Below are 17,983 nucleotides of genomic sequence, written 5' to 3' on the forward strand. Positions count from 1 at the left end.
CTCAGCGGACGCGTTCGAGAGGCGGAATGTTTTCCTGCGTCGCGTTGCCATTGATCATCGTTTCCAGGACGCCGCCGAGTGCAAAAGCCTCTGCGGACGATTTCAATGGCCAGCGCATGCGTGCGCCCGGCAATACGTAGCCCATCAGGCCGGCATGCACCTGGGTGCGGCGGCCGCCGCTATCGACAAAATTCAGGTCGGCCAACTGGGCGTGCATTCCGCCGCTGTTGGCAACTTCGAGCACCGCTTGAACGCCCTCCCGGTGCAGCGACCATTTCAGCTGGGGCGCTGCGGACTGCGCGCCGGCAGCCGCGATAAAGATCGGCACCGAATAGCGCAGCACCAGCTGCAGGCCCCTCTTGTCCTGCACCTCGACCGGCAACTCGTCGATGATGACACGGTACGCGCCCTCGACCACGCCGGCGGGAGCATCGGCACGAATGACGCGGATCAGCTGGCGGTCTGACACGGGCAGTTGCATCACCGGCGGGCTGACCAGCAGCCCGCGCGACGGTGTCAGCTTGTCGACGCCGTTCTCCTGTGTCCAGTGATAGACCCGCACCTGCGCGTGCACCACGTTGTCGCCGGTGTTGCTGAGCCAAAGGCCATCGGCGTTCTGCGCCGGCTGCAGCGTCAGCGTGACCGGCGAAACCTGCAGCCCGCTCGCCGCCGCGACCGCGTGCGCGCAGGCAAGCGCAAGGAGGGCGGCGTATCGCAGCAGGCGCACGGCCCGGCGATCAGTAGTTGACCTGAACCGTCACTGTGTCGGCATAGCTGCCGGGCGTGACGTTGGCGCTCCCAACCGTGGCAAACACCGGGATGCTTTGCGCCGCGCCGGTGCCGGTGCCGGCAACGCCGTTGCCGACAGCGACGTCCGTGGCAGTGCTGCCCCAGACCGGACCCGCGGCGCTCACCGAACGAAGCTGGTAGGCCACCGTGTCCGGGCCCACCACGAGGGGACTCATGATGCCGCCGCCCGTAGTGCTGTTGTTCGAGGGCAGCAGGCCGACGTTGTACGGCGTCGACTTGGAGCAGGTCACGCTGATGTTGCTGGACGCGGACAAGGCGGTGGCGCTGGAGTTCACCGAGCCGAAGTCGATATTGGAGCCGGCGCCTGCCGTAACCGAGCACGCCTTGACGACCGTGATCAGCACCTGGAACGTGGCGGTGGTCGTTGCGGCAACCGCCGCGCTGGTGACCGTGGCGGCCAGGACTGCAGCGGCGATGAGGGAGAGCTTTTTCATGGTGTGGGGTACTAGGTTCGGTGGAAAGGGGCAAGTGGACCGGCCTGGGTAGTGTGCGCGCCCGATTTCCAACGGCTAGTGCATTAGTTCTCACTAGTTTCAACATAGATACTTTTGTTGCAAAAAGTGAATGGATTGCCGCCTGCGACCCCCTCCCCGGCGCGTTCAGCCCCTCGTCGCCCCGCCCTCTACCCTCTAGAACGCGTGCTTGATCCCGAAGTCATACCCCATCGCCTTGCTCGGCGCATAGCCCGAAGTGCCGGCGCCCGTCGACAGATAGGCCGCGGTTCCGCCCGTGGTGGCGCCCATGATGGCCGGGTTGTTCTGGCCATCCTTCACACGGATGCGCGCCACGGTGGCGTAGAGGGCGGTGCGCTTGGAAAGGTTGTGCTCGTAGCCGATGGCGAGCTTGTTGACCGAAGCGTCGCGCCGTAGCGCGAAAGGCGACGCGAGGGAGCCCGGATCGTTGTCGAATTTCACGCGGGAGTAAGACGCCTTGATCAGGCCCGGCCCCACCGGCACCGTCACGCCCAGCAGCCCGCCGGTGTACTTGTCGTTCTCGCGCGCGGCGAGCAACCCGAACACCGGCACGGGCGTTGTCGATTGCTTCTGATCGCGCACCTGCGAGAGCTCGCCGATGAGCTTGAACACATTGAAGTTGTACGACGCCCCCAGGCTGATCGTCTTGATCTTTTCGTCGAGATTGACGCCCGTGAGGCCGCCTGCGGCATTCACGCCCGTCGTGTCCGCCGCGGTGCTCGCGCCGTAGGCCAGCGCCACGTCCAGCGGCCCGGACGCATAGCCGAAGCGGCCACCGACGAACCGGCCCTTCGTGGTCGGACTGCCAGGCACGTTGCTCGCGGCGATGTTTTCGTGCAGCGCGTACTGCAGCTGGCCATAGAAGCCGCCCAGCGTCGGCGGCAGAAAGTACCCGATGCTGTTGTTGGTGCGCAGGTAGTTGTCCGACGCTGCCAGCGCCGACCCGGGGCCCCTGGCCACCGCGATATTGCTGCCCACGGTCGACACGACATTCGCGCCGACGCCGGTGGTGCCGAACGGACTGAACACCGAGTCGTTCCAGAAGGTCGGTGTGTAGTCGCGGCCCAGGCGGATCTCGCCAAAGTCTCCCGCCAGGCTCACGGTCGATCGCCGGTTGAAGGCGAACGCACCGGCCGGCCCGCCGCCCAGCCCCGTATCGTTCGCCAGTTGCGCCTCAAGCCAGAAGCTGGCGGACAAACCACCGCCCAGATCTTCCGTGCCGCGGAATCCAAGCCGGCTGTTGGAGATCCCGCTGTTGGACAAGCCGGTCTGGCTTTGGGTGACGCCTGTGGGCGCGGTGGCAGGGGGCAGAACCAGCGCACTGGTGTTGTTGTAGAACGTGCTCTTGGCGCTGTAGTAGCTGACGCCGGCGTCCACCACGCCGAACAGCGTGACGGAGGATTGAGCGGTTGCCGCAGTGGCGCACGACAGCATGCTCGCTGCCAGGACAGTGGATTTCTTCATGGGGGTTCTCGGTGATGAAAGTTGCTCGGCCGGGGTCGGCGACTACTGCTTGGCGATGCCGGCACGCGTGATGACTTCGCCCCAGCGCGTGACTTCGCTCGCCAGCAGTTCACGCGCCTTCTCGGGCGAGCTCGCGCCGGGCGTCACATACAGTGCGCGCAGCTTCTTGAGGACTTCGGCATCGGCAAGGGCGGCGCCGATATCGCGGTTCAGCCGCGCAATCACCGGCGCCGGCGTGCGAGCGGGCGCGGCCAGTGCGTTCCACGACGTCACCGCATACCCGGGGATGCTGCTCTCGATCATGGTCGGCACGTCCGGCAGGGCCGGCGAGCGCTTCTCGCTCGTGACGGCCAGCACGCGCAGCGCCCCGGAGGTGACCTGCGCCATCACGGGCGCCAGGATCTCCACCGCTGCATCGATCTGGCCGCCGCGCAGCGCGGTGAGCACCGCTGGCGAGCCGTTGAAGGGCACCACCTGCAGGTCGACCTTGGCCTGGATCTTCAACAGCTCCGCAGCCAGGTGCTGGGTGCTGCCCACGTTGATGCTGCCGATGTTGAGCTTGCCCGGATTGGCCCGCGCATAGGCCAGCAGTTCGGCCGCATTGCGAAAGCGCGCATCGCTGCGTGCCAGCAGGCCCAGCTCGAAAGTGGCAAGTGTCGAGATCGGCGCGAGATCCCGCATCACGTCGAAGGGCAGTGTCTTGAAGAGGTTGGCGCTGACCGCACTCGCGTTCGACATCAGCAGCAGGGTGTAGCCGTCCGGTGCCGCCTTGGCCACGACGTCCGATGCCACCACGCCCCCGGCGCCGGGCCGGTTGTCGATGATCACTGGCTGGCCCAGCGATTGGCTCAGGCGCTGCGCCACCACGCGCGCCGTGAGGTCGGCCACCCCGCCCGCGCCGAAAGGCACCACGATGCGGATCGGCTGCGCCGGCCAGGTTTGTGCGTAGGCGCGGAGGGTCGGTGCCAGCGCGCCCACGGCGCTCACGGCACCCAGCACGAGCAGCCGACGATTTCTTGATGTCATTTATGTCTCCTTGTGAATGGAATGTCGGCACTGTCCGCCAGGTGGCCCCTATCGGCAATGTCACTACGAGACTTGCTGATATGCCGAACTTCGATAACGCAGGCAAAGGCGAAGGCAACCGCCTGCCACCCGGTGGCAGGGGGCCTCGGGAAAAACTAGTTCTTCTCTTGCGGCCAGTAGAGCCGCGCGGGGTTGTCGACCAGCAGCTTCTGCTGCAGTTCCGCCGTGGGCGCGATGTGCGGGATGAAGTCCACCAGCAGGCCGTCGTCGGGCATGTGGTCCTTCAGGTTCGGATGCGGCCAGTCGGTGCCCCACAGCACGCGGTCGGGGAACAGCTCGACGATGCGGCGCGCGAAGGGCACCACGTCGCGGTAGGCGGCCTGTTCGCCGTCCCGTGCCGAGGGGCCGGTGATCGACAGGCGCTCCGGGCAACTCACCTTGGCCCACACGTTGGAATGCTCGCGCATGAAGCGCACGAACAGCTCGAACTCGGGATCGTCTATCGGCTTGCTCACATCAGGACGACCCATGTGGTCGACCACCACGGTGGTCGGCAGGCTGGTGAAGAAGTCCCACAGTTCCGGCAGATCGACGGCTTCGAAATAGATCACCACATGCCAGCCCAGCCGGTGGATGCGGCCGGCAATCTCCATCAGTTCGTCCTTCGGCGTGAAGTCCACCAGCCGCTTGACAAAGTTGAAGCGCACGCCGCGCACCCCGGCGGTGTGCAAGGCCTGAAGTTCCGCGTCACTCACGCTTCGCTTGACGGTGGCAACCCCTCTAGCGCGGCCGCCCGACGCCTCGAGCGCATCCACCAGCGCGCGGTTGTCCGCGCCGTGGCAGGTGGCCTGCACGATCACATTGCGGTCGAACCCCAGGTGGTCGCGAAGTGCGAACAGCTGTTCCTTCGACGCGTCGCAGGGCGTGTACTTGCGCTCCGGTGCGTAGGGAAACCGGGCGCCCGGCCCGAACACGTGGCAGTGGGCGTCCACGCTGCCGGCAGGAAGCTTGAACTTCGGCTTGGACGGGCCGGCATACCAGTCCAGCCAGCCGGGCGATTTGGTGAATTCAGTCATTGCATATCTCTTTGATTCAGGCCGGCTCCATGCCGTGGCGGCGCTTCGCTTCGGCCGCGGCGCGTGAACCCATGAAGTCGAGCAGGCGGCGCACTTCCGCGCCGTGTGTCGATACGGCACAAAGGCCCGCGGAGAAAGTGGTGGTGATCTGGATGGCGGCGGGCAATCGGCCGACCACGTCGATGCCATCGAGATGCATCAGTTCGCTCAGTTGCTGAAAGCCCAGTGCCACTTCGCCGCGCGCGACCAGCTCGCCGACCGGAACGCCCGGCGGCGCCTGCACGATGCGCGGCTGGACCTCGGAGGCGATGCCCCAGCGCCCGAAGAGCTTTGTCAGCGCCACGCCGCTCGGCCCGGTGGAGTAGCCGATCGACGTGGCCTCCTGCACCGCGCGACGCACGGCGTCCTCGGAAGCGATGTCCGGCCTCGGCGAACCGGCGCGCACGGCGACGGCGACATCCGAATGGACCAGGTCGACCTTGCTGCCTGCGACCACCCGGCCCGATGAGACGAGTTTGTCGATCGCGCCGGAAGCCAGGAAGACGACATCGAATGGCTCGCCGGCCTCGACCCGGCGCGCCGCGTCGACGCCGCCGACAGATTCGATATCGACCTCGCTGCCCGACAGCTGCGCATACGCCTCGGCCAACTCGCCAAGCACCAGGCGCGTGGCCATGGACGAAATTCCGCGGATCGGGGTCGATGTCATGCGGCGATTCTGCTGCGCGCTGCCTGCCGGATGGAAGCCATTGCCGGCACTACCAGCTAGAACAAGGGGGCATAACTGGCACCCCTGCCCTACACTGCGTTTCATGGACCTTCGGCAGCTGGAGTACTTTGTTCGTGTCGCCGAACTGGGCAGCTTTACGCGCGCCTCGCTCGCACTCGATATCGCGCAGCCGGCGCTCAGCCGGCAGGTTCGGCTGCTCGAAGTGGAACTGCGCCAGAGCCTGCTGACCCGCAACGGAAGGGGTGCCGTGCCGACCGATGCCGGCCGACTTCTGCTGGAGCACGGGCGCGGCATCCTGCACCAGGTCGAGCGTGCGCGCGAAGAACTCGGCCGCGTGCGCGGCGCCCTCGCCGGCCGGGTTGCGATCGGCCTGCCGCCAAGCGTGGCCAAGGTGCTCACCGTTCCGCTTCTTCGCGAAGTCCGAAAGCGCATGCCGGAAGCATCGCTGTCCGTCAGGGAAGGCCTGTCGGTGGCGATGTACGAGTCGCTCACCAGGGGGCAGCTCGACATTGCATTGCTGTACAACGCCGTGCAGACGCCGGACGTGGAACTCACCCCCTTGCTCGAAGAGCAACTGTTCCTGATCCAGCGCAGAACCGGCAAGGCAGCGCCCACGGCGAAGGCCAGGGGAATACCGCTGCGCGACGTGGCCGCCCTTCCGCTGGTGATGCCCAGCCGTCCCAATGCGATCAGGATGCTGGTGGAAACCGAGATGGCCCACCTGGGCTGCCGGCCGCAGGTGGCCCTGGAGATCGATGGTGTTGCCGCGATTCTCGACCTGGTCGAAGACGGCGCGGGCAGCGCCATCCTGCCGCGTAATGCCGTCGCCACCGCCGCGCGCCCGCAGGCTTTCGTGACACGGCCGATCAGTGCGCCCCGGCTGCATAGCAAGCTCTTCATGGCAATGAGCTCGCGACGCACGGCGACGCTCACGCAAAAGGCGATGCTGCAGCTTGTCCAGCAGATGGCGCTGAAGCTCCTGGCCGCGTAGGCGCGGGCGCAACTATCTCCTGGCGGCCTTCTTCGCGCGTGGGCGGACCGGGCGCTGCCGCAGCGTCGCGCCCGAGCCGCGCGGCAGACGTGCCGGAGCCACGTCGTGCTGGCTGGCCCGCAGCGTGAAATCGCAAGTCGCGACGGCCAGCTCGACAATGCGCGCCAACGCGGGACTCGAACTGTCGCTTCGATAGACCGCGCTGTAGACCAGCGGCGGCGGCATCGGATCGCTCTTGACGACGCGCAGCACGCCGCTCTTGATGTCCGGCCGAACATAGTCGAGCGCAAGCTGGCTGATTCCGAAACCGCTGATCGTCAGTTCGCGCAAGACAGTCGTGCTGTTGGTGAGCAGAACCTTGCCGAAGCGAAAGCCGTGCTCCGCGCGCCAGGCCTCGTAGAACTTGTTCTTCGAAGCGCCGGCGGGCTGCTCGATCACGGGATAGTCCGCAAACTCATGCGGCGCCAGGGCTCGTTGCGGAATGCCGAGCCGCGGACTCGCGATCCAGGCCTGGTCGACCTGCCCGACCTTGACCGATTCGAAAGCCTGGCCCCAGAAGGTTCCCGGCATGATGGACAGATCGAGCTTGTTGGCTTCGAGGCGCTCGAAGAGCGTCAGCCCCGCATCCACCACGGGCTCGAGCGTCACATGGGGGTGCAGCTTCTGCAGCAGCTGGATCAGGCGCGTGAGCCATGTCATCGCAATCAGTTCCGTCACGCCCACGCGGAAGGTGCCGCGCAGCGTCTTGTCCACGCTGATGTCGTGTTCGATGCGCTGCCACAGCCGATGGGCTTCTTCCGCCAGCGGCAGCAGCTGGCGGCCGGCCTGGGCGAGCTCCAGCCCGTGGGAGGTGCGGTGCAGCAGGGGCCCGCCAAGCGAGGCTTCGAGTTCCGCCAGGCGCTTGGAGATGGCCGACTGCGTGGTGTGCAGCTTCACCGCCGCGGCGCTGAAGCTCTGGAGCTTGGCACTGAAGAGGAACGCCTCCAGCTGCTTGAAGGTGAAGTTCATCCCACTGGAATGTAAGCGCAATGCTCCGCAGGAATAAAAGGAATACCCCGATCCTCCGATTTCTCGTTTGTCCCGCGGCGCCTGGCCTTTGATACTGCGTCCATGCTCCACATCGCTCCACGCCTGCACCGAATCAAGCCTTCTCCCAGTTCCATGGCCGGCCAGAGAGCGCGCGAGCTGCGCGCCACGGGCCGGGACATTCTGGCTTTGACGGCCGGCGAACCCGATTTCGAGACGCCGGAGCACATCAAGGACGCGGCAGTCCGCGCCATGGCTGCTGGCCAGACCCGGTACACGGACGTTGGCGGCACCCCGGCGCTGAAAGAAGCCATCGCCGGCAAGTTCCGGAACGAGAACGGCCTGGTCTACGCACCGGCCGAAATCATCGTCGGCACCGGCGCAAAGCAGGTGATCTTCAATGCGCTCATGTGCACGGTTTCGGCTGGCGACGAGGTCATCGTGCCGGCGCCCTACTGGGTGTCGTACCCGGACATCGCCCTGCTGGCCGGCGGCGTTCCGGTGTTCGTCGACTGCGCGGCGGAAAAGGGCTTCAAGCTCCAGCCCGCGGATCTCGAGCGGGCCATCACCGCGAGGACAAGGTGGCTGATGCTCAACTCGCCGAACAATCCGAGCGGCGCGACGTACACACGCGCCGAACTCCAGGCACTGGCCGAGGTGCTGAGGCGCCACCCCCATGTCTGGATACTGACCGACGACATCTACGAACACCTCATCTATGGCGATGCCGAGTTCGCCACCATCGCCAAGGCAGCGCCCGATCTCAAGGATCGCACCCTCACGGTGAACGGCGTCTCGAAGGCCTATGCGATGACGGGCTGGCGCATCGGCTACGGCGCAGCGCCTTCGGAGCTGATCAAGGCAATGGTCAAGCTCCAGTCGCAGAGCACGTCCGGCCCGAACTCGATTGCCCAGGCGGCAGCGGTCGCGGCACTCACCGGCCCCCAGGACGCCATTGCCGCGAATCGGCGCGAATACCAGAGCCGGCGCGACACCGTGGTTGCAGCGCTCAACGCCATCGACGGCATCCACTGCCAGGTGCCCGATGGGGCGTTCTACGTTTTCGCTTCGTGCAGCGAGTTGTTCGGCCTTCGCACGCGCACGGGCGCGACGATCAACAGCAGCGACGACTGGGTCATGCACCTGCTCGACTCGCAGAATCTGGCAGCACTGCAAGGCAGCGCCTACGGCGTGCCGACGCACTTCCGCATCTCCTTTGCCGCCAGCACCGAACAGTTGCTGGAAGGCTGCCGGCGCATTGCGCGGGCACGCGACGAACTCTCGAGCCAAGTTCGCACCGCCTCCTTGCCCCATGTCGAAATGAACCAGGAACAGCCATGAAACTCCGATCGCTTCTGAAACTCTTGCCGGCCGTTGCCGCCGGCACCGCCTGCCTGTGCGCCACCCACGCGCTGGCAGCGGACTCCTTTCCCTCGAAGCCGGTGAAGATCCTGGTCGGCTTTTCGCCGGGCGGCTCCAACGACGTCGTGGCACGCCTGATCGCGCCGAAGCTGGCAGAAGGGCTCGCAACGCAGGTCGTGGTCGACAACAGGCCCGGCGCCGGCGGCAACATCGCGGCGTCGGCAATGCTCGCCGCGCCCGCGGACGGGCACACGCTGCTGATGTGCACCACCGGAACCCTGTCGATACAGCCGCATGTGCTCAAGAGCATGCCCTTCGACCCCGAGAAGGACATCGTGCCGGTCACGCAGGTCACCAACGCGCCCTACATGCTGATGGTCAACTCGGCCCTGCCCGTGAAGAACGTCAAGGAACTCGTCGCCTACGCCAAGCAGAAGCCAGGCGAAATCAACTTCGCTTCTTCAGGCACTGCAACGGGGGGCCACTTGGCGGGCGAGATGCTGAAGACGCGCGCGGGCATCGACATCGTGCATGTTGCCTACAAGGGAACCGGCCAGGCGATGACCGATCTGCTCGCGGGCCAGGTCTCGATCATCTTCGACCAACCCGTCAGTTCGATGCAGTACGCGCGCTCGGGGCAGCTCCGCGCCCTCGCGGTGGCCAGTGCACGGCGGTTGCCGGCGTTCCCTGACATTCCGACCGTGATGGAAGCCGGTGTTCCCGACTTCGAACCCGTGACGTGGGCGGGCATTTGCGCAGCCAGGAACACGCCACCGGCCGTCGTTGAACGCATTCAGCGCGAGGTCGCCAAGGTGCTCGCGATGCCCGAGATCGCCAAGCGGCTTACTGCCGACGGCCTGGAGCCGGTGGGGAGCACTCCCGAGCAGTTTCGTGCGTTCCTTGCTGCCGACAAGCGCAAGTGGGGCCGCGTGGTGAAGGATGCCGACGTCAAGGCCGAGTGAGGACACAAGATGAGCCAGTCCCCCGATATCGTTCGCGATTTCCAGCGCGTCGCGCCCGAGCTGGTCAAGCAGGCGTCGGCGTTCCAGCCTGCGATCCTGGCCGACGTTGCAGGCCGCCGAGGCGCCCTGCACGGCCGCATCAGTGCCCTGCGCCCCCGGATGAAGCTGGCCGGCAGCGCGCTGACGGTGGAAGTGCGGCCTGGCGACAACCTGATGATCCATGCGGCCATCGCGTTGGCAAAGCCGGGCGACGTGCTGGTGATCGACGGAAAGGGCGACCAAAGCTCGGCCCTGATGGGCACCATCATGATGACCGCCTGCAGGCAGGTCGGCATTGCCGGCGTGGTGATCGACGGCGCGGTGCGCGACAGCCTTGAAATCGACGACATGGACTTTCCCGTTTTCTCGGTCGGAACCAATCCCAATGGTCCGACGAAAGTAGCGTCGGGCCGGATCGGGCATCCGGTGTCGGTCGGCGGCGTCGCCGTCCGTCCGGGCGACCTGGTGGTTGGCGATGCCGACGGCGTGGTCGTGGTCGAGCGGGAGAAGGTAGAGCGTCTTCTCCAGGCAGCGGAAAAAAAGGTCGAGGACGAAGCCGCGCGGATCGATGCGATCAAGAAGGGCGACACGGCCGCCAAATGGCTGGAATCTGCGCTGCGCAGTGCGGGCGTGCTGAAAGAGAACGAGACGCTCTAGCTAGCGGATCGCGGTCTGTTCGCGATTCCGACTCAAGATGCCAGGCATGCGATCCGGACGCTGCAAGCCAGCGTTTCGCCGGGCGGCAGGATCTGCCAGCCAGTCCTCGGCCCAGACTGCTGCGCGAGGTTGGCCGCATCGGCCACATGCGAGACCGGCTCGACGCAGAAATACCCTTTGCCCGCTGGACGATGGAGCACCAGATGCGTCAGCGCTTCGGCCTTCATGTGGATCGAGCGTCCGTCTGCAGACACGAGCATGGCCTGCCCGTCCCATTCGCCGTAGTACTGCGTCAGTTCGAGGTCGGGCAGTGTGCGCGGCGCGGCGTAGTCTTGCTGCGCATCGACCTGCGTCGGCCCCAGGGCCAGGAAGTCCGCAGTGGGCGGCCAGACGGCGCCGGCACGGAACTGAAGACGGTGGCCGAAATGAGCGGGAAAGTACGGGTGAAAGCCGCAGCCACAGGGCATGGCCGCTGCGCTCTCGTTCGTGACGCGCAGGCGCAGGGTGACCCCGTTGTTGTCGAGCACGACGTCCTGCTCGGCGCGGAACGCCCAGGGCCAGCCGTGCTCGCCCTCTGGATGGCGATACACCATGGTCGCGCTCTGCGGTTCCTGGCGGATCAATTGCCAGGGCATCCTGTGGCTGCCTCCGTGCAGCGCGTGACGCTCACCCGGATGGATCGGCAGTTGGACACTTCGGCCTTCGAACACAAAGTGGCCGCCGCGAATTCGATTCGAGAACGGCACCAGCGGATAGCAGCCCGCCTTGGGCCAGGCGGTCGCCTCGAAGCCCGCGGCGCGCACCGCGTCGTCGAGCGGAACCAGCCAATCCGTCACTTCGCCGGTGCTTGCCTCGGTGGACATCAGCCGCGTGAGGCGCCCGCCCGCGGCTGGCGCCAGCACCGCCTTGAACGCACCGTGTTGCAGGGTCGTCTCGGGTGCGACGCTGAGCCAGGTCACGGCGCGGTCAGAGCACACTGCTGCGGATGGTCACGTCCGGCCGCTGCAACAACGCCGGAGCCAGCGCCATGCCAAGGCCGGCACCCGGGGGCACGCTGGCGTGGCCGTCACGGACCTCGGGCAGCTGTGTGACGAGATCGCGGTACCAGCCCGACAGGTAGGCGCGAACCACCTCCTGCAGCACCACGTTGGGCGTGCTCATGGCCAGGTGCAGCGACGCGGCCAGTACGACCGGGCCGGTGCAATCGTGCGGCGCCACGGGCTTGTGAAAGGCCTGCGCGATCGCAGCGATCTTCTTCGCCTCGGAAATGCCGCCGACCCAGCTCAGGTCGAGCATCACATAGTCGACCGCGTTGTTCTTGAGCAGGTGGATGAAGGGCTGGCGCGTGGCCAGTGTTTCGCTGGCGCACACCGGTATCCGCGTGCGCGACCGGTACTCGGCGACGGTGTCCAGGTTGGTCATCTGGATCGGGTCTTCGGCCCAGTAGGGCTTGAACTCCTCGAGTGCCTGCGCGATGCGCACGGCCATCGGCAGGTTCCACATCGAATGCAGTTCCACCATGATGTCCATCTCGTCGCCGACGGCTCGGCGGATTTCGCGAAACGGATGCAGCGCCGTCTCGAGATCGCGCGCGGAAATGGCCTGGCCGCGGCTGGCTTGCGCGAACGGATCGAACGGCCAGATCTTCATGGCCTTGTAGCCTTCGCGCAGCAGGCTCTCGGCCAGCTCGGCCGGCCGCTTGACGAAGGCCACCTGGTCCTCGTAGGGGCCTTCGGCCGGCACCTCGACGCTGGTGTCGGTCACCGCGCGGCGCTGGCCGGCCTTGTTGTAGGTGTAGCCGGCGCAGGTGTTGTAGACCGGAACGCGCTCCCGCACGGCGCCGCCGAGCAGTTGGTAGAGCGGCTGCTGCGTGACCTGGCCGAGCAGATCCCAGAGCGCGATATCCACCGCCGACGCGGCGCGCGTCTCGACACCGCTGCTGGCGAATCCGATGTAGCCGTGCAGCAGATGATGGTGGTGCGCCTCGATCGCCAGCGCGTCCTTGCCGAGCAGGTAGGGCGCCACGAGTTCGTGGATCTGGGCCTGCACGGCCTGGGCGCCGCGAAAGGTTTCGCCCAGCCCGACCAGGCCGCTGTCGGTGTGGATCTGCAGCCAGAGAATGTTGGGATACGCGGCCACGTGGACCGTGTCAACTTGGGTGATCTTCATGGCGGCGCGCGCGGCTCAGGCCGTTTGCGGATGCTCCTTGACGCGGCTGACCAATTGGGTCGGGTTGACGAACTGCAGCGCGATCAACAGCCAGACCAGCGTGATCGTCATGTAGATGATGGCCATGGCGTCCACCGACTGCGGCGCCCGCACCCCCGCCGCGAACACCGCGTAGTAGAGCGCCACCACCAGCGTCTGCGAATCCGGGCCGGCCGTGAGGAAGGTGAGTTCGAACATGCCGATGGTGCGCACCAGCACCAGCAGCGAGGCCGCCAGGATGCCCGGCGCCAGCAACGGCAGCAGCACATGCCAGAACAGCTTGAAGGTGCTGGCGCCGAACACCCGCGCGGCGGATTCGAGGTTGGTGTCGATCTGCTCGATGAAGGGCGTCATGACCAGGATCATGAAAGGCACGGCCGGGATCATGTTCGACAGGATGACGCCGAAGATGGTGCCTGCGATGTGGGCCTGGTACATCACGGTGGCCAGCGGAATCCCGTAGGTGATCGGCGGCACCATCAGCGGAATCAGGAAGAGGCCCATCAGCAGCCGCTTGCCCGGAAAGTTGCGGCGCGCCAGCGCGTAGGCGGCGGGCACGCCGATCAGGATCGACAGGAACACGACGGCGGCCACGACCTCGACCGTGACCCAGAGCACGCTGCCGAGCTGGAACTCCTTCCAGGCCGCGAGGTACCAGCCGAGGGTGTAGCCCTCGGGCAACCAGGTGCCGAGCCAGCGGCGCGCCACCGAGCTGGTTGCGACGGCCGCCACCATGAGCGCGACGTTGATGACGAAGAACGCCATCACCAGCGCGATCAGCGATTTCCAGAGTTTGGCCAGGAGGCGATGGGAGTCCATGTCAGCCCTTTCCGCCCGATACCGGACCGCGGTAGAACATGCCGCGCGCGCTGAGGATCGCCACCACCACGATCAGTTGAACCAGGCCCATCACCATCGCGACGGCGGAGGCCATCGAGTAGTCGTATTGTTCGAAGGCGGCCTCGTAGGCGGCGATCGAGATCACACGCGTCGCACCGGCGGGCGAACCCAGCAGCACCGCCGACGGGAACACCGAGAACGCCTGTACGAAAGACAGCGCGAAAGCCATCGCGAGGCCCGGCACCAGCAGCGGCAGGTAGATGTGCCGGAACTGGTTCCACGGCGACGCCCCGAGGGTCGCCGCAGCCCGTGGCAAGGTCGGATCGATGCCGGTGATGTACGACAGCGTGAGCAGGAAGGCGAACGGAAAGCCCGAGATGATCAGCGAGATCAGCACGCCCCAGTAGTTGTGCGTCAGCCGGATCGGGTCTTCGTAGATGTGCAGGAACTGCAGGGCCTGCGACAGCCAGCCCTTGGGGCCGAAATAGCCCAGCATGCCCTGCGCGATCAACACGGTGCCGAGCGTCAGCGGGATCACCAGCAGCGTGGTGATCCATTTCTGGTAGCGGCTCTTGTTGCGCATCTGGTAGGCGATGGGGAGCGCCACGCCCAGGTTGATGACCGTTGCCGGAACCGCCAGCTTCAAGGTGGTGCCGATCGTGCCCCACAGGTTGTCGGTGGCGAAGAACTTCGCGTAGTTGGCAAGCCAGCCGCCCTCGGCCGGGCGGAACGAGAGCTGCAGCCCGTAGAGGAACGGGTAGACGAAGAGCACGATCATGAACAGCGTCGCCGGCACCAGCAGCAGCAGCGAACGGTCGAACGAGGAGGTTTCGAGCTGCGTCATGCCGAAGCACCGGCGCCGTCATCGGGATAGGCCAGCGCCCTGTCCGGCGCGATGGCCAGCACGATCGCGTCGCCGGCGCGCAACCGCGCATCGGTGCGAACGATGAGCTTGAGTCCGCCGGCGGTCTGCACGTCCACGATGTTGTCGCGGCCGCAGTACTCGACGTTCGACACCTGGGCCGAGAAGGTGTTCTCCCCCGCATCGGCGACGATCTCGAACTCCTCGGGCCGGATCGCCACCACAGTCTTGCCCGTGCCCAGCGGCTGCATCGCGCGCGCCCTGAGCGTGAAGCCACCGGCCTCCAGCGTGGCGAAGGCGCCGTCGGTGCTGCGCAGGTTCATCGGCAGCAGGTTCCGGTAGCCCATGAAGCGGGCGACATGGAGATTGGCCGGCTCGCTGTAGATCGCCAGCGGCTCGGCGATCTGTTGCGCGACGCCGTCCTTCATGACCACCACGCGGTCGGCCAGCGACAGGGCCTCGTCCTGGTCGTGCGTGACGTAGATCGTCGAGCGGCCAAGCTCGCGGTGGATGCGCCGGATCTCGGCGCGCATTTCCAGCCGCAGCTTCGCGTCCAGGTTGGAGAGCGGCTCGTCCATCAGCACCAGGGGCGGCTCGATCACGATCGCGCGCGCAATGGCAACGCGCTGCTGCTGCCCGCCCGACAACTGGCCCGGCAGCTTCTGCGCATGCGCATTCAGTTGCACCAGGTCGAGGGCGCGCTGGACGCGCTGCGCGATTTCGCCACCCGGCAGGCCGCGCATGGTCAGCCCGAATGCGACATTGCGCGCCACGCTCATGTGGGGAAACAGCGCGTAGTTCTGGAACACCATGCCAAAGCCGCGCTTCTCGGGCGGCAGCACGTCGATGCGGGTGTCGTCGAGCCAGATGCCGCCATCCGACACCGGCAGCAATCCGGCGATGCAGTTGAGCGCGGTCGACTTGCCGCAACCTGAAGGTCCGAGCAGCGCGATGAATTCGCCGCGCCGGATGGTCATGCTCAGTGCATCGAGCGCGGTGAAATGATGCGCGCCCTTGCCGCCGCCGAAGCGGCGGGTCACACGGTCGAGCCGCAGTTCGGAGAAATTGGAAGTCATGAAGAGATAGGGAAGGCGAACGCGTCTGCGCGCACCTGCAGTCGGCGCACCGGATGCGCAACTGAAGGGCGCGAAGCGCGCTCTCTGTTACTTGGTCTTGCGCGTGCCGACTTCCTGGTCCCAGCGCCGGAACGCGTCGACCATGGCTTTGGCCTCCAGCGGTGCCGCGTGAGGGAACTGCGCGAGCCAGCCTTCGTACTCGGGTCGGCCGAATTCCTGGATGACGTCCTGGCTCTCCTTGGGCGCCAGCGAGAGCGGCACGTTCTTCACCGCTGGGCCGGGGTAGAAGTAGCCTTTGTCATAGGTCATGGCCTGCTGCTGGGGCTTGAGCAGGAAGGCCATCAGATCCAGGACGACGGCCTGCTTTTCAGGCGGAACGCCCTTGGGGATGACGATGTAGTGCGCATCGTTGACCCAGGTCATGCCCTTGAACGGCAGCACCTTGTAGTTCTTGGGCACGATGCCGATGGCGCGCGGATTGATGTCCCAGCCGGTCACGGTCAGCGTCATGTCGCGCGAGCCCTCGCCCAACTCCTTCATGACGGCCCCGGTGCCGGTCGGGTAGTACTCGATGCAGGTATCGAGTTCCTTCAGGTATGCCCAGGTCTTGTCCCAGCCCTTCACCGGGTCCATCGGGTCCTTGTCGCCGAGCAGGTACGGCAGGCCCATCAGGAAGGTGCGGCCCGGCCCCGAGTTGGCGGGGCGCGCATAGATCAGCTTGTTGGGATTCGCCTTGCACCAGGCCAGCAGCTCCTGCGGCGTGCCGGGCGGTGTCTTGACCTTGTCGGGGTTGTATTCCACCAGGGGCCCGGCGGGCATGAACACGATCGCCAGCGCATGGTCCCTGGCGAGCTGCTGCATCTTGTAGGCGTTGGGAAGGTAGTTGTCCTTGAGGTTCGGGAACTTGGCCGAGAAATCGGGAAAGAGCTTGACCCAGAGATCCATCTCGAGGCCGGCGGCAAGCGCATCGGTGCCGACGATGATCATGTCGATGTCGCTGCGGCCGGCGCCCTGCATGGCCTTGACCTTGGCCGGAATCTCGGGTGCCGGCGCCTTGGTGAAGGTGAACCTCGAAACCAGCTTGGGGTTCTGCGCCTGGTAGGCCTCCATCGCGCCCTGGGTCAGGGCCAGATTGCCGGCGGCATCGATGATGTTGATCACGACCGGCGCCTTCGGCATGGGAAGGTCTTGTGCGAGTGCGCACGTGCTGCCGAACAAACCGAGTCCCAACAGGGCCGCAAGGAGGCCGCGGCGGCCGGGCGGGACAGAGGTTTGACGCATGGGAGTCTCCTGAACGTTGTGGGGATGTGCGACGATTTTGTAATACAACTTTGAGCAGTGTCAACGGCGTTTCCCCCGGTGGGATACCCTAATGCGCCGGCCACGCGCCCAAAGTTGTCTTACAATTTAGTCAGCTTGTCGTCACCCACCACTCCTGGAAACCATGAACACGTCCCCGTTGTCCGCAGAGGAATTTTCCGGCTCGGTGCTCGCCGTGCCGCCCCTGGCGCGTCGCGCGGATCTGTCGCTGGACGCCGGGCAGAACCGCACGCTCATCCGCCACATCGAGGCAGGCGGCGTGCGCACGCTGCTCTATGGCGGCAACGCAAATTTCTATCACGCGTCGGTTCACGAGTACGGCGAGTTGCTGGCCATGCTCGCCGACAGCGCGGCGCCGGAGACGCGCGTGATTCCGGCGATCGGCCCTGACTTCGGCAAGATGATGGACCAGGCCCGGGTGCTGCGCGGCACCGGCTACCGCACGGCCATGGTGCTGCCGATGCAAGGTTTCACGACACCCGAGGGCCTGGTCGAAGGCATCTCGCGTGTCGTCGACTTCCTGGGAATGCCGGTCACCCTTTATCTCAAAGACGAGGCCAGCATCGGCGTCGAAGCGCTGGGCCAGTTGGTGGACGACGGGCGCGTGCTGGTCGTGAAGTACGCCGTCGTGCGCAACGATCCGGCCGACGACGCCTACCTGCAGGCCTTGATGGCACGCATCACGCCCGCCCGGATCGTCAGCGGCATGGGCGAGCGCCCTACCCTCGTGCATCTCGCGAAATTCGGCCTGGCTTCGTTCACGACCGGATCGGGCTGCATCGCGCCGGCGCCGTGCCAGCGCTTGTTCCATGCGCTCAAGGCAAACGACCTGAACGCGGCCCAGCCCATCTACGACCGCTTCATGCCGCTGGAAACGCTACGCGATTCGATCTCGCTGATCCGCGTGCTGCACGACGCGGTCACGCTCTCGGGCCTGGCCGACATGGGGCCGCACCTGCCGCTGCTGAGTGCCTCGCCGCGGGCTCGTCATGCAGAGATCCGGGCGGCCGCGTCAGACCTGCTGGCCTACAACCATGGCTTTGCGGGCACAGCCTGATCGC

General features: G+C 66.1%; 18 protein-coding genes. 5 read left to right on the forward strand and 13 right to left on the reverse strand.

The genetic code is table 11. The features are described 5' to 3' along the window. Position 1: 1 nt before the first annotated feature. The 6 genes from QTI05_RS01660 to QTI05_RS01685 form a co-directional block, all read right to left on the reverse strand. Positions 2 to 727, reverse strand: a complete 726-nt coding sequence (locus tag QTI05_RS01660) for a fimbrial biogenesis chaperone (RefSeq protein ID WP_286622670.1) — start codon at positions 725 to 727, stop codon at positions 2 to 4. Between the two features lie 10 nt (positions 728 to 737). Further along, positions 738 to 1,244 (reverse strand): Csu type fimbrial protein, encoded by a 507-nt coding sequence (locus QTI05_RS01665; RefSeq protein WP_286622671.1) that lies wholly within the window; start codon positions 1,242 to 1,244, stop codon positions 738 to 740. A gap of 195 nt (positions 1,245 to 1,439) precedes the next feature. Then, positions 1,440 to 2,747, reverse strand: a complete 1,308-nt coding sequence (locus QTI05_RS01670; RefSeq protein ID WP_286622672.1) for a porin — start codon at positions 2,745 to 2,747, stop codon at positions 1,440 to 1,442. Between the two features lie 42 nt (positions 2,748 to 2,789). Continuing rightward, on the reverse strand, positions 2,790 to 3,773 hold the full coding sequence (locus QTI05_RS01675; RefSeq protein ID WP_286542415.1) for a Bug family tripartite tricarboxylate transporter substrate binding protein: 984 nt from the start codon (positions 3,771 to 3,773) through the stop codon (positions 2,790 to 2,792). Positions 3,774 to 3,928: 155 nt separating this feature from the next. Continuing rightward, positions 3,929 to 4,849 (reverse strand): amidohydrolase family protein, encoded by a 921-nt coding sequence (locus tag QTI05_RS01680; protein WP_286622673.1) that lies wholly within the window; start codon positions 4,847 to 4,849, stop codon positions 3,929 to 3,931. Positions 4,850 to 4,865: 16 nt separating this feature from the next. Next, a complete protein-coding gene (locus tag QTI05_RS01685) occupies positions 4,866 to 5,525 on the reverse strand; it encodes a substrate-binding domain-containing protein (protein ID WP_286622674.1) in 660 nt (219 codons plus the stop codon). Between the two features lie 136 nt (positions 5,526 to 5,661). Here QTI05_RS01685 and QTI05_RS01690 point away from each other — a divergent pair, with 136 nt between their 5' ends. After that, entirely contained in the window at positions 5,662 to 6,570 is a 909-nt protein-coding gene (locus tag QTI05_RS01690) for a LysR substrate-binding domain-containing protein (protein ID WP_286623326.1), read from the forward strand. A 12-nt stretch (positions 6,571 to 6,582) separates the two neighbouring features. On the opposite strand, the gene QTI05_RS01695 is transcribed toward QTI05_RS01690, so the two are convergent. Next, positions 6,583 to 7,578 carry a LysR family transcriptional regulator gene (locus QTI05_RS01695; RefSeq protein ID WP_286542410.1) on the reverse strand — a complete coding sequence of 332 codons (996 nt, stop codon included), beginning with the start codon at positions 7,576 to 7,578 and terminating at the stop codon, positions 6,583 to 6,585. A 102-nt stretch (positions 7,579 to 7,680) separates the two neighbouring features. On the opposite strand from QTI05_RS01695, the gene QTI05_RS01700 reads away from it, so the two are divergent. The 3 genes from QTI05_RS01700 to QTI05_RS01710 are packed head-to-tail and all read left to right on the forward strand — an operon-like array spanning position 7,681 to position 10,616. Further along, a complete protein-coding gene (locus QTI05_RS01700) occupies positions 7,681 to 8,937 on the forward strand; it encodes a pyridoxal phosphate-dependent aminotransferase (RefSeq protein ID WP_286622675.1) in 1,257 nt (418 codons plus the stop codon). Continuing rightward, positions 8,934 to 9,920 carry a Bug family tripartite tricarboxylate transporter substrate binding protein gene (locus tag QTI05_RS01705; RefSeq protein ID WP_286542406.1) on the forward strand — a complete coding sequence of 329 codons (987 nt, stop codon included), beginning with the start codon at positions 8,934 to 8,936 and terminating at the stop codon, positions 9,918 to 9,920. Before QTI05_RS01700 ends, QTI05_RS01705 begins: the two co-directional genes overlap by 4 nt. Before the next feature lie 9 nt (positions 9,921 to 9,929). Continuing rightward, positions 9,930 to 10,616 carry an RraA family protein gene (locus QTI05_RS01710; protein ID WP_286622676.1) on the forward strand — a complete coding sequence of 229 codons (687 nt, stop codon included), beginning with the start codon at positions 9,930 to 9,932 and terminating at the stop codon, positions 10,614 to 10,616. Positions 10,617 to 10,648: 32 nt separating this feature from the next. Here QTI05_RS01710 and QTI05_RS01715 read toward each other — a convergent pair whose 3' ends face one another. The 6 genes from QTI05_RS01715 to QTI05_RS01740 all read right to left on the reverse strand — a co-directional run bounded on the left by QTI05_RS01715 (position 10,649) and on the right by QTI05_RS01740 (position 16,883). Next, positions 10,649 to 11,575, reverse strand: a complete 927-nt coding sequence (locus QTI05_RS01715) for an aldose 1-epimerase (RefSeq protein ID WP_286622677.1) — start codon at positions 11,573 to 11,575, stop codon at positions 10,649 to 10,651. A gap of 7 nt (positions 11,576 to 11,582) precedes the next feature. Then, a complete protein-coding gene (locus QTI05_RS01720) occupies positions 11,583 to 12,785 on the reverse strand; it encodes a mandelate racemase/muconate lactonizing enzyme family protein (protein ID WP_286622678.1) in 1,203 nt (400 codons plus the stop codon). Positions 12,786 to 12,800: 15 nt separating this feature from the next. After that, positions 12,801 to 13,643, reverse strand: a complete 843-nt coding sequence (locus tag QTI05_RS01725) for an ABC transporter permease (RefSeq protein WP_286542399.1) — start codon at positions 13,641 to 13,643, stop codon at positions 12,801 to 12,803. 1 nt (position 13,644) lies between these two features. Next, the gene (locus tag QTI05_RS01730; RefSeq protein WP_286542397.1) at positions 13,645 to 14,508 is read right to left on the reverse strand and encodes an ABC transporter permease; all 864 of its coding nucleotides are present in this window, start codon (positions 14,506 to 14,508) and stop codon (positions 13,645 to 13,647) included. Beyond that, a complete protein-coding gene (locus QTI05_RS01735; protein ID WP_286622679.1) occupies positions 14,505 to 15,602 on the reverse strand; it encodes an ABC transporter ATP-binding protein in 1,098 nt (365 codons plus the stop codon). Before QTI05_RS01735 ends, QTI05_RS01730 begins: the two co-directional genes overlap by 4 nt. 87 nt (positions 15,603 to 15,689) lie before the next feature. Further along, positions 15,690 to 16,883 carry an extracellular solute-binding protein gene (locus tag QTI05_RS01740; RefSeq protein WP_286622680.1) on the reverse strand — a complete coding sequence of 398 codons (1,194 nt, stop codon included), beginning with the start codon at positions 16,881 to 16,883 and terminating at the stop codon, positions 15,690 to 15,692. Between the two features lie 163 nt (positions 16,884 to 17,046). Here QTI05_RS01740 and QTI05_RS01745 point away from each other — a divergent pair, with 163 nt between their 5' ends. Continuing rightward, positions 17,047 to 17,979, forward strand: a complete 933-nt coding sequence (locus QTI05_RS01745; RefSeq protein WP_286622681.1) for a dihydrodipicolinate synthase family protein — start codon at positions 17,047 to 17,049, stop codon at positions 17,977 to 17,979. The last annotated feature ends 4 nt before the right edge of the window (positions 17,980 to 17,983 follow it).

Origin of the sequence: Variovorax fucosicus, from assembly GCF_030316825.1 — a bacterium.
Taxonomy (GTDB): domain Bacteria; phylum Pseudomonadota; class Gammaproteobacteria; order Burkholderiales; family Burkholderiaceae_C; genus Variovorax; species Variovorax fucosicus.

Bases quoted from the DNA above. Each gene is read 5' to 3' on its own strand.
- QTI05_RS01700 (WP_286622675.1), top strand. From the start codon at position 7,681: ATGCTCCACATCGCTCCACGCCTGCACCGAATCAAGCCTTCTCCCAGT.
- QTI05_RS01685 (WP_286622674.1), bottom strand. From the start codon at position 5,525: ATGGCCACGCGCCTGGTGCTTGGCGAGTTGGCCGAGGCGTATGCGCAG.
- QTI05_RS01675 (WP_286542415.1), bottom strand. From the start codon at position 3,773: ATGACATCAAGAAATCGTCGGCTGCTCGTGCTGGGTGCCGTGAGCGCC.
- QTI05_RS01725 (WP_286542399.1), bottom strand. From the start codon at position 13,643: ATGGACTCCCATCGCCTCCTGGCCAAACTCTGGAAATCGCTGATCGCG.
- QTI05_RS01690 (WP_286623326.1), top strand. From the start codon at position 5,662: ATGGACCTTCGGCAGCTGGAGTACTTTGTTCGTGTCGCCGAACTGGGC.
- QTI05_RS01705 (WP_286542406.1), top strand. From the start codon at position 8,934: ATGAAACTCCGATCGCTTCTGAAACTCTTGCCGGCCGTTGCCGCCGGC.
- QTI05_RS01745 (WP_286622681.1), top strand. From the start codon at position 17,047: ATGAACACGTCCCCGTTGTCCGCAGAGGAATTTTCCGGCTCGGTGCTC.
- QTI05_RS01740 (WP_286622680.1), bottom strand. From the start codon at position 16,883: ATGCGTCAAACCTCTGTCCCGCCCGGCCGCCGCGGCCTCCTTGCGGCC.
- QTI05_RS01680 (WP_286622673.1), bottom strand. From the start codon at position 4,849: ATGACTGAATTCACCAAATCGCCCGGCTGGCTGGACTGGTATGCCGGC.
- QTI05_RS01695 (WP_286542410.1), bottom strand. From the start codon at position 7,578: ATGAACTTCACCTTCAAGCAGCTGGAGGCGTTCCTCTTCAGTGCCAAG.
- QTI05_RS01730 (WP_286542397.1), bottom strand. From the start codon at position 14,508: ATGACGCAGCTCGAAACCTCCTCGTTCGACCGTTCGCTGCTGCTGCTG.
- QTI05_RS01735 (WP_286622679.1), bottom strand. From the start codon at position 15,602: ATGACTTCCAATTTCTCCGAACTGCGGCTCGACCGTGTGACCCGCCGC.
- QTI05_RS01670 (WP_286622672.1), bottom strand. From the start codon at position 2,747: ATGAAGAAATCCACTGTCCTGGCAGCGAGCATGCTGTCGTGCGCCACT.
- QTI05_RS01710 (WP_286622676.1), top strand. From the start codon at position 9,930: ATGAGCCAGTCCCCCGATATCGTTCGCGATTTCCAGCGCGTCGCGCCC.
- QTI05_RS01720 (WP_286622678.1), bottom strand. From the start codon at position 12,785: ATGAAGATCACCCAAGTTGACACGGTCCACGTGGCCGCGTATCCCAAC.
- QTI05_RS01665 (WP_286622671.1), bottom strand. From the start codon at position 1,244: ATGAAAAAGCTCTCCCTCATCGCCGCTGCAGTCCTGGCCGCCACGGTC.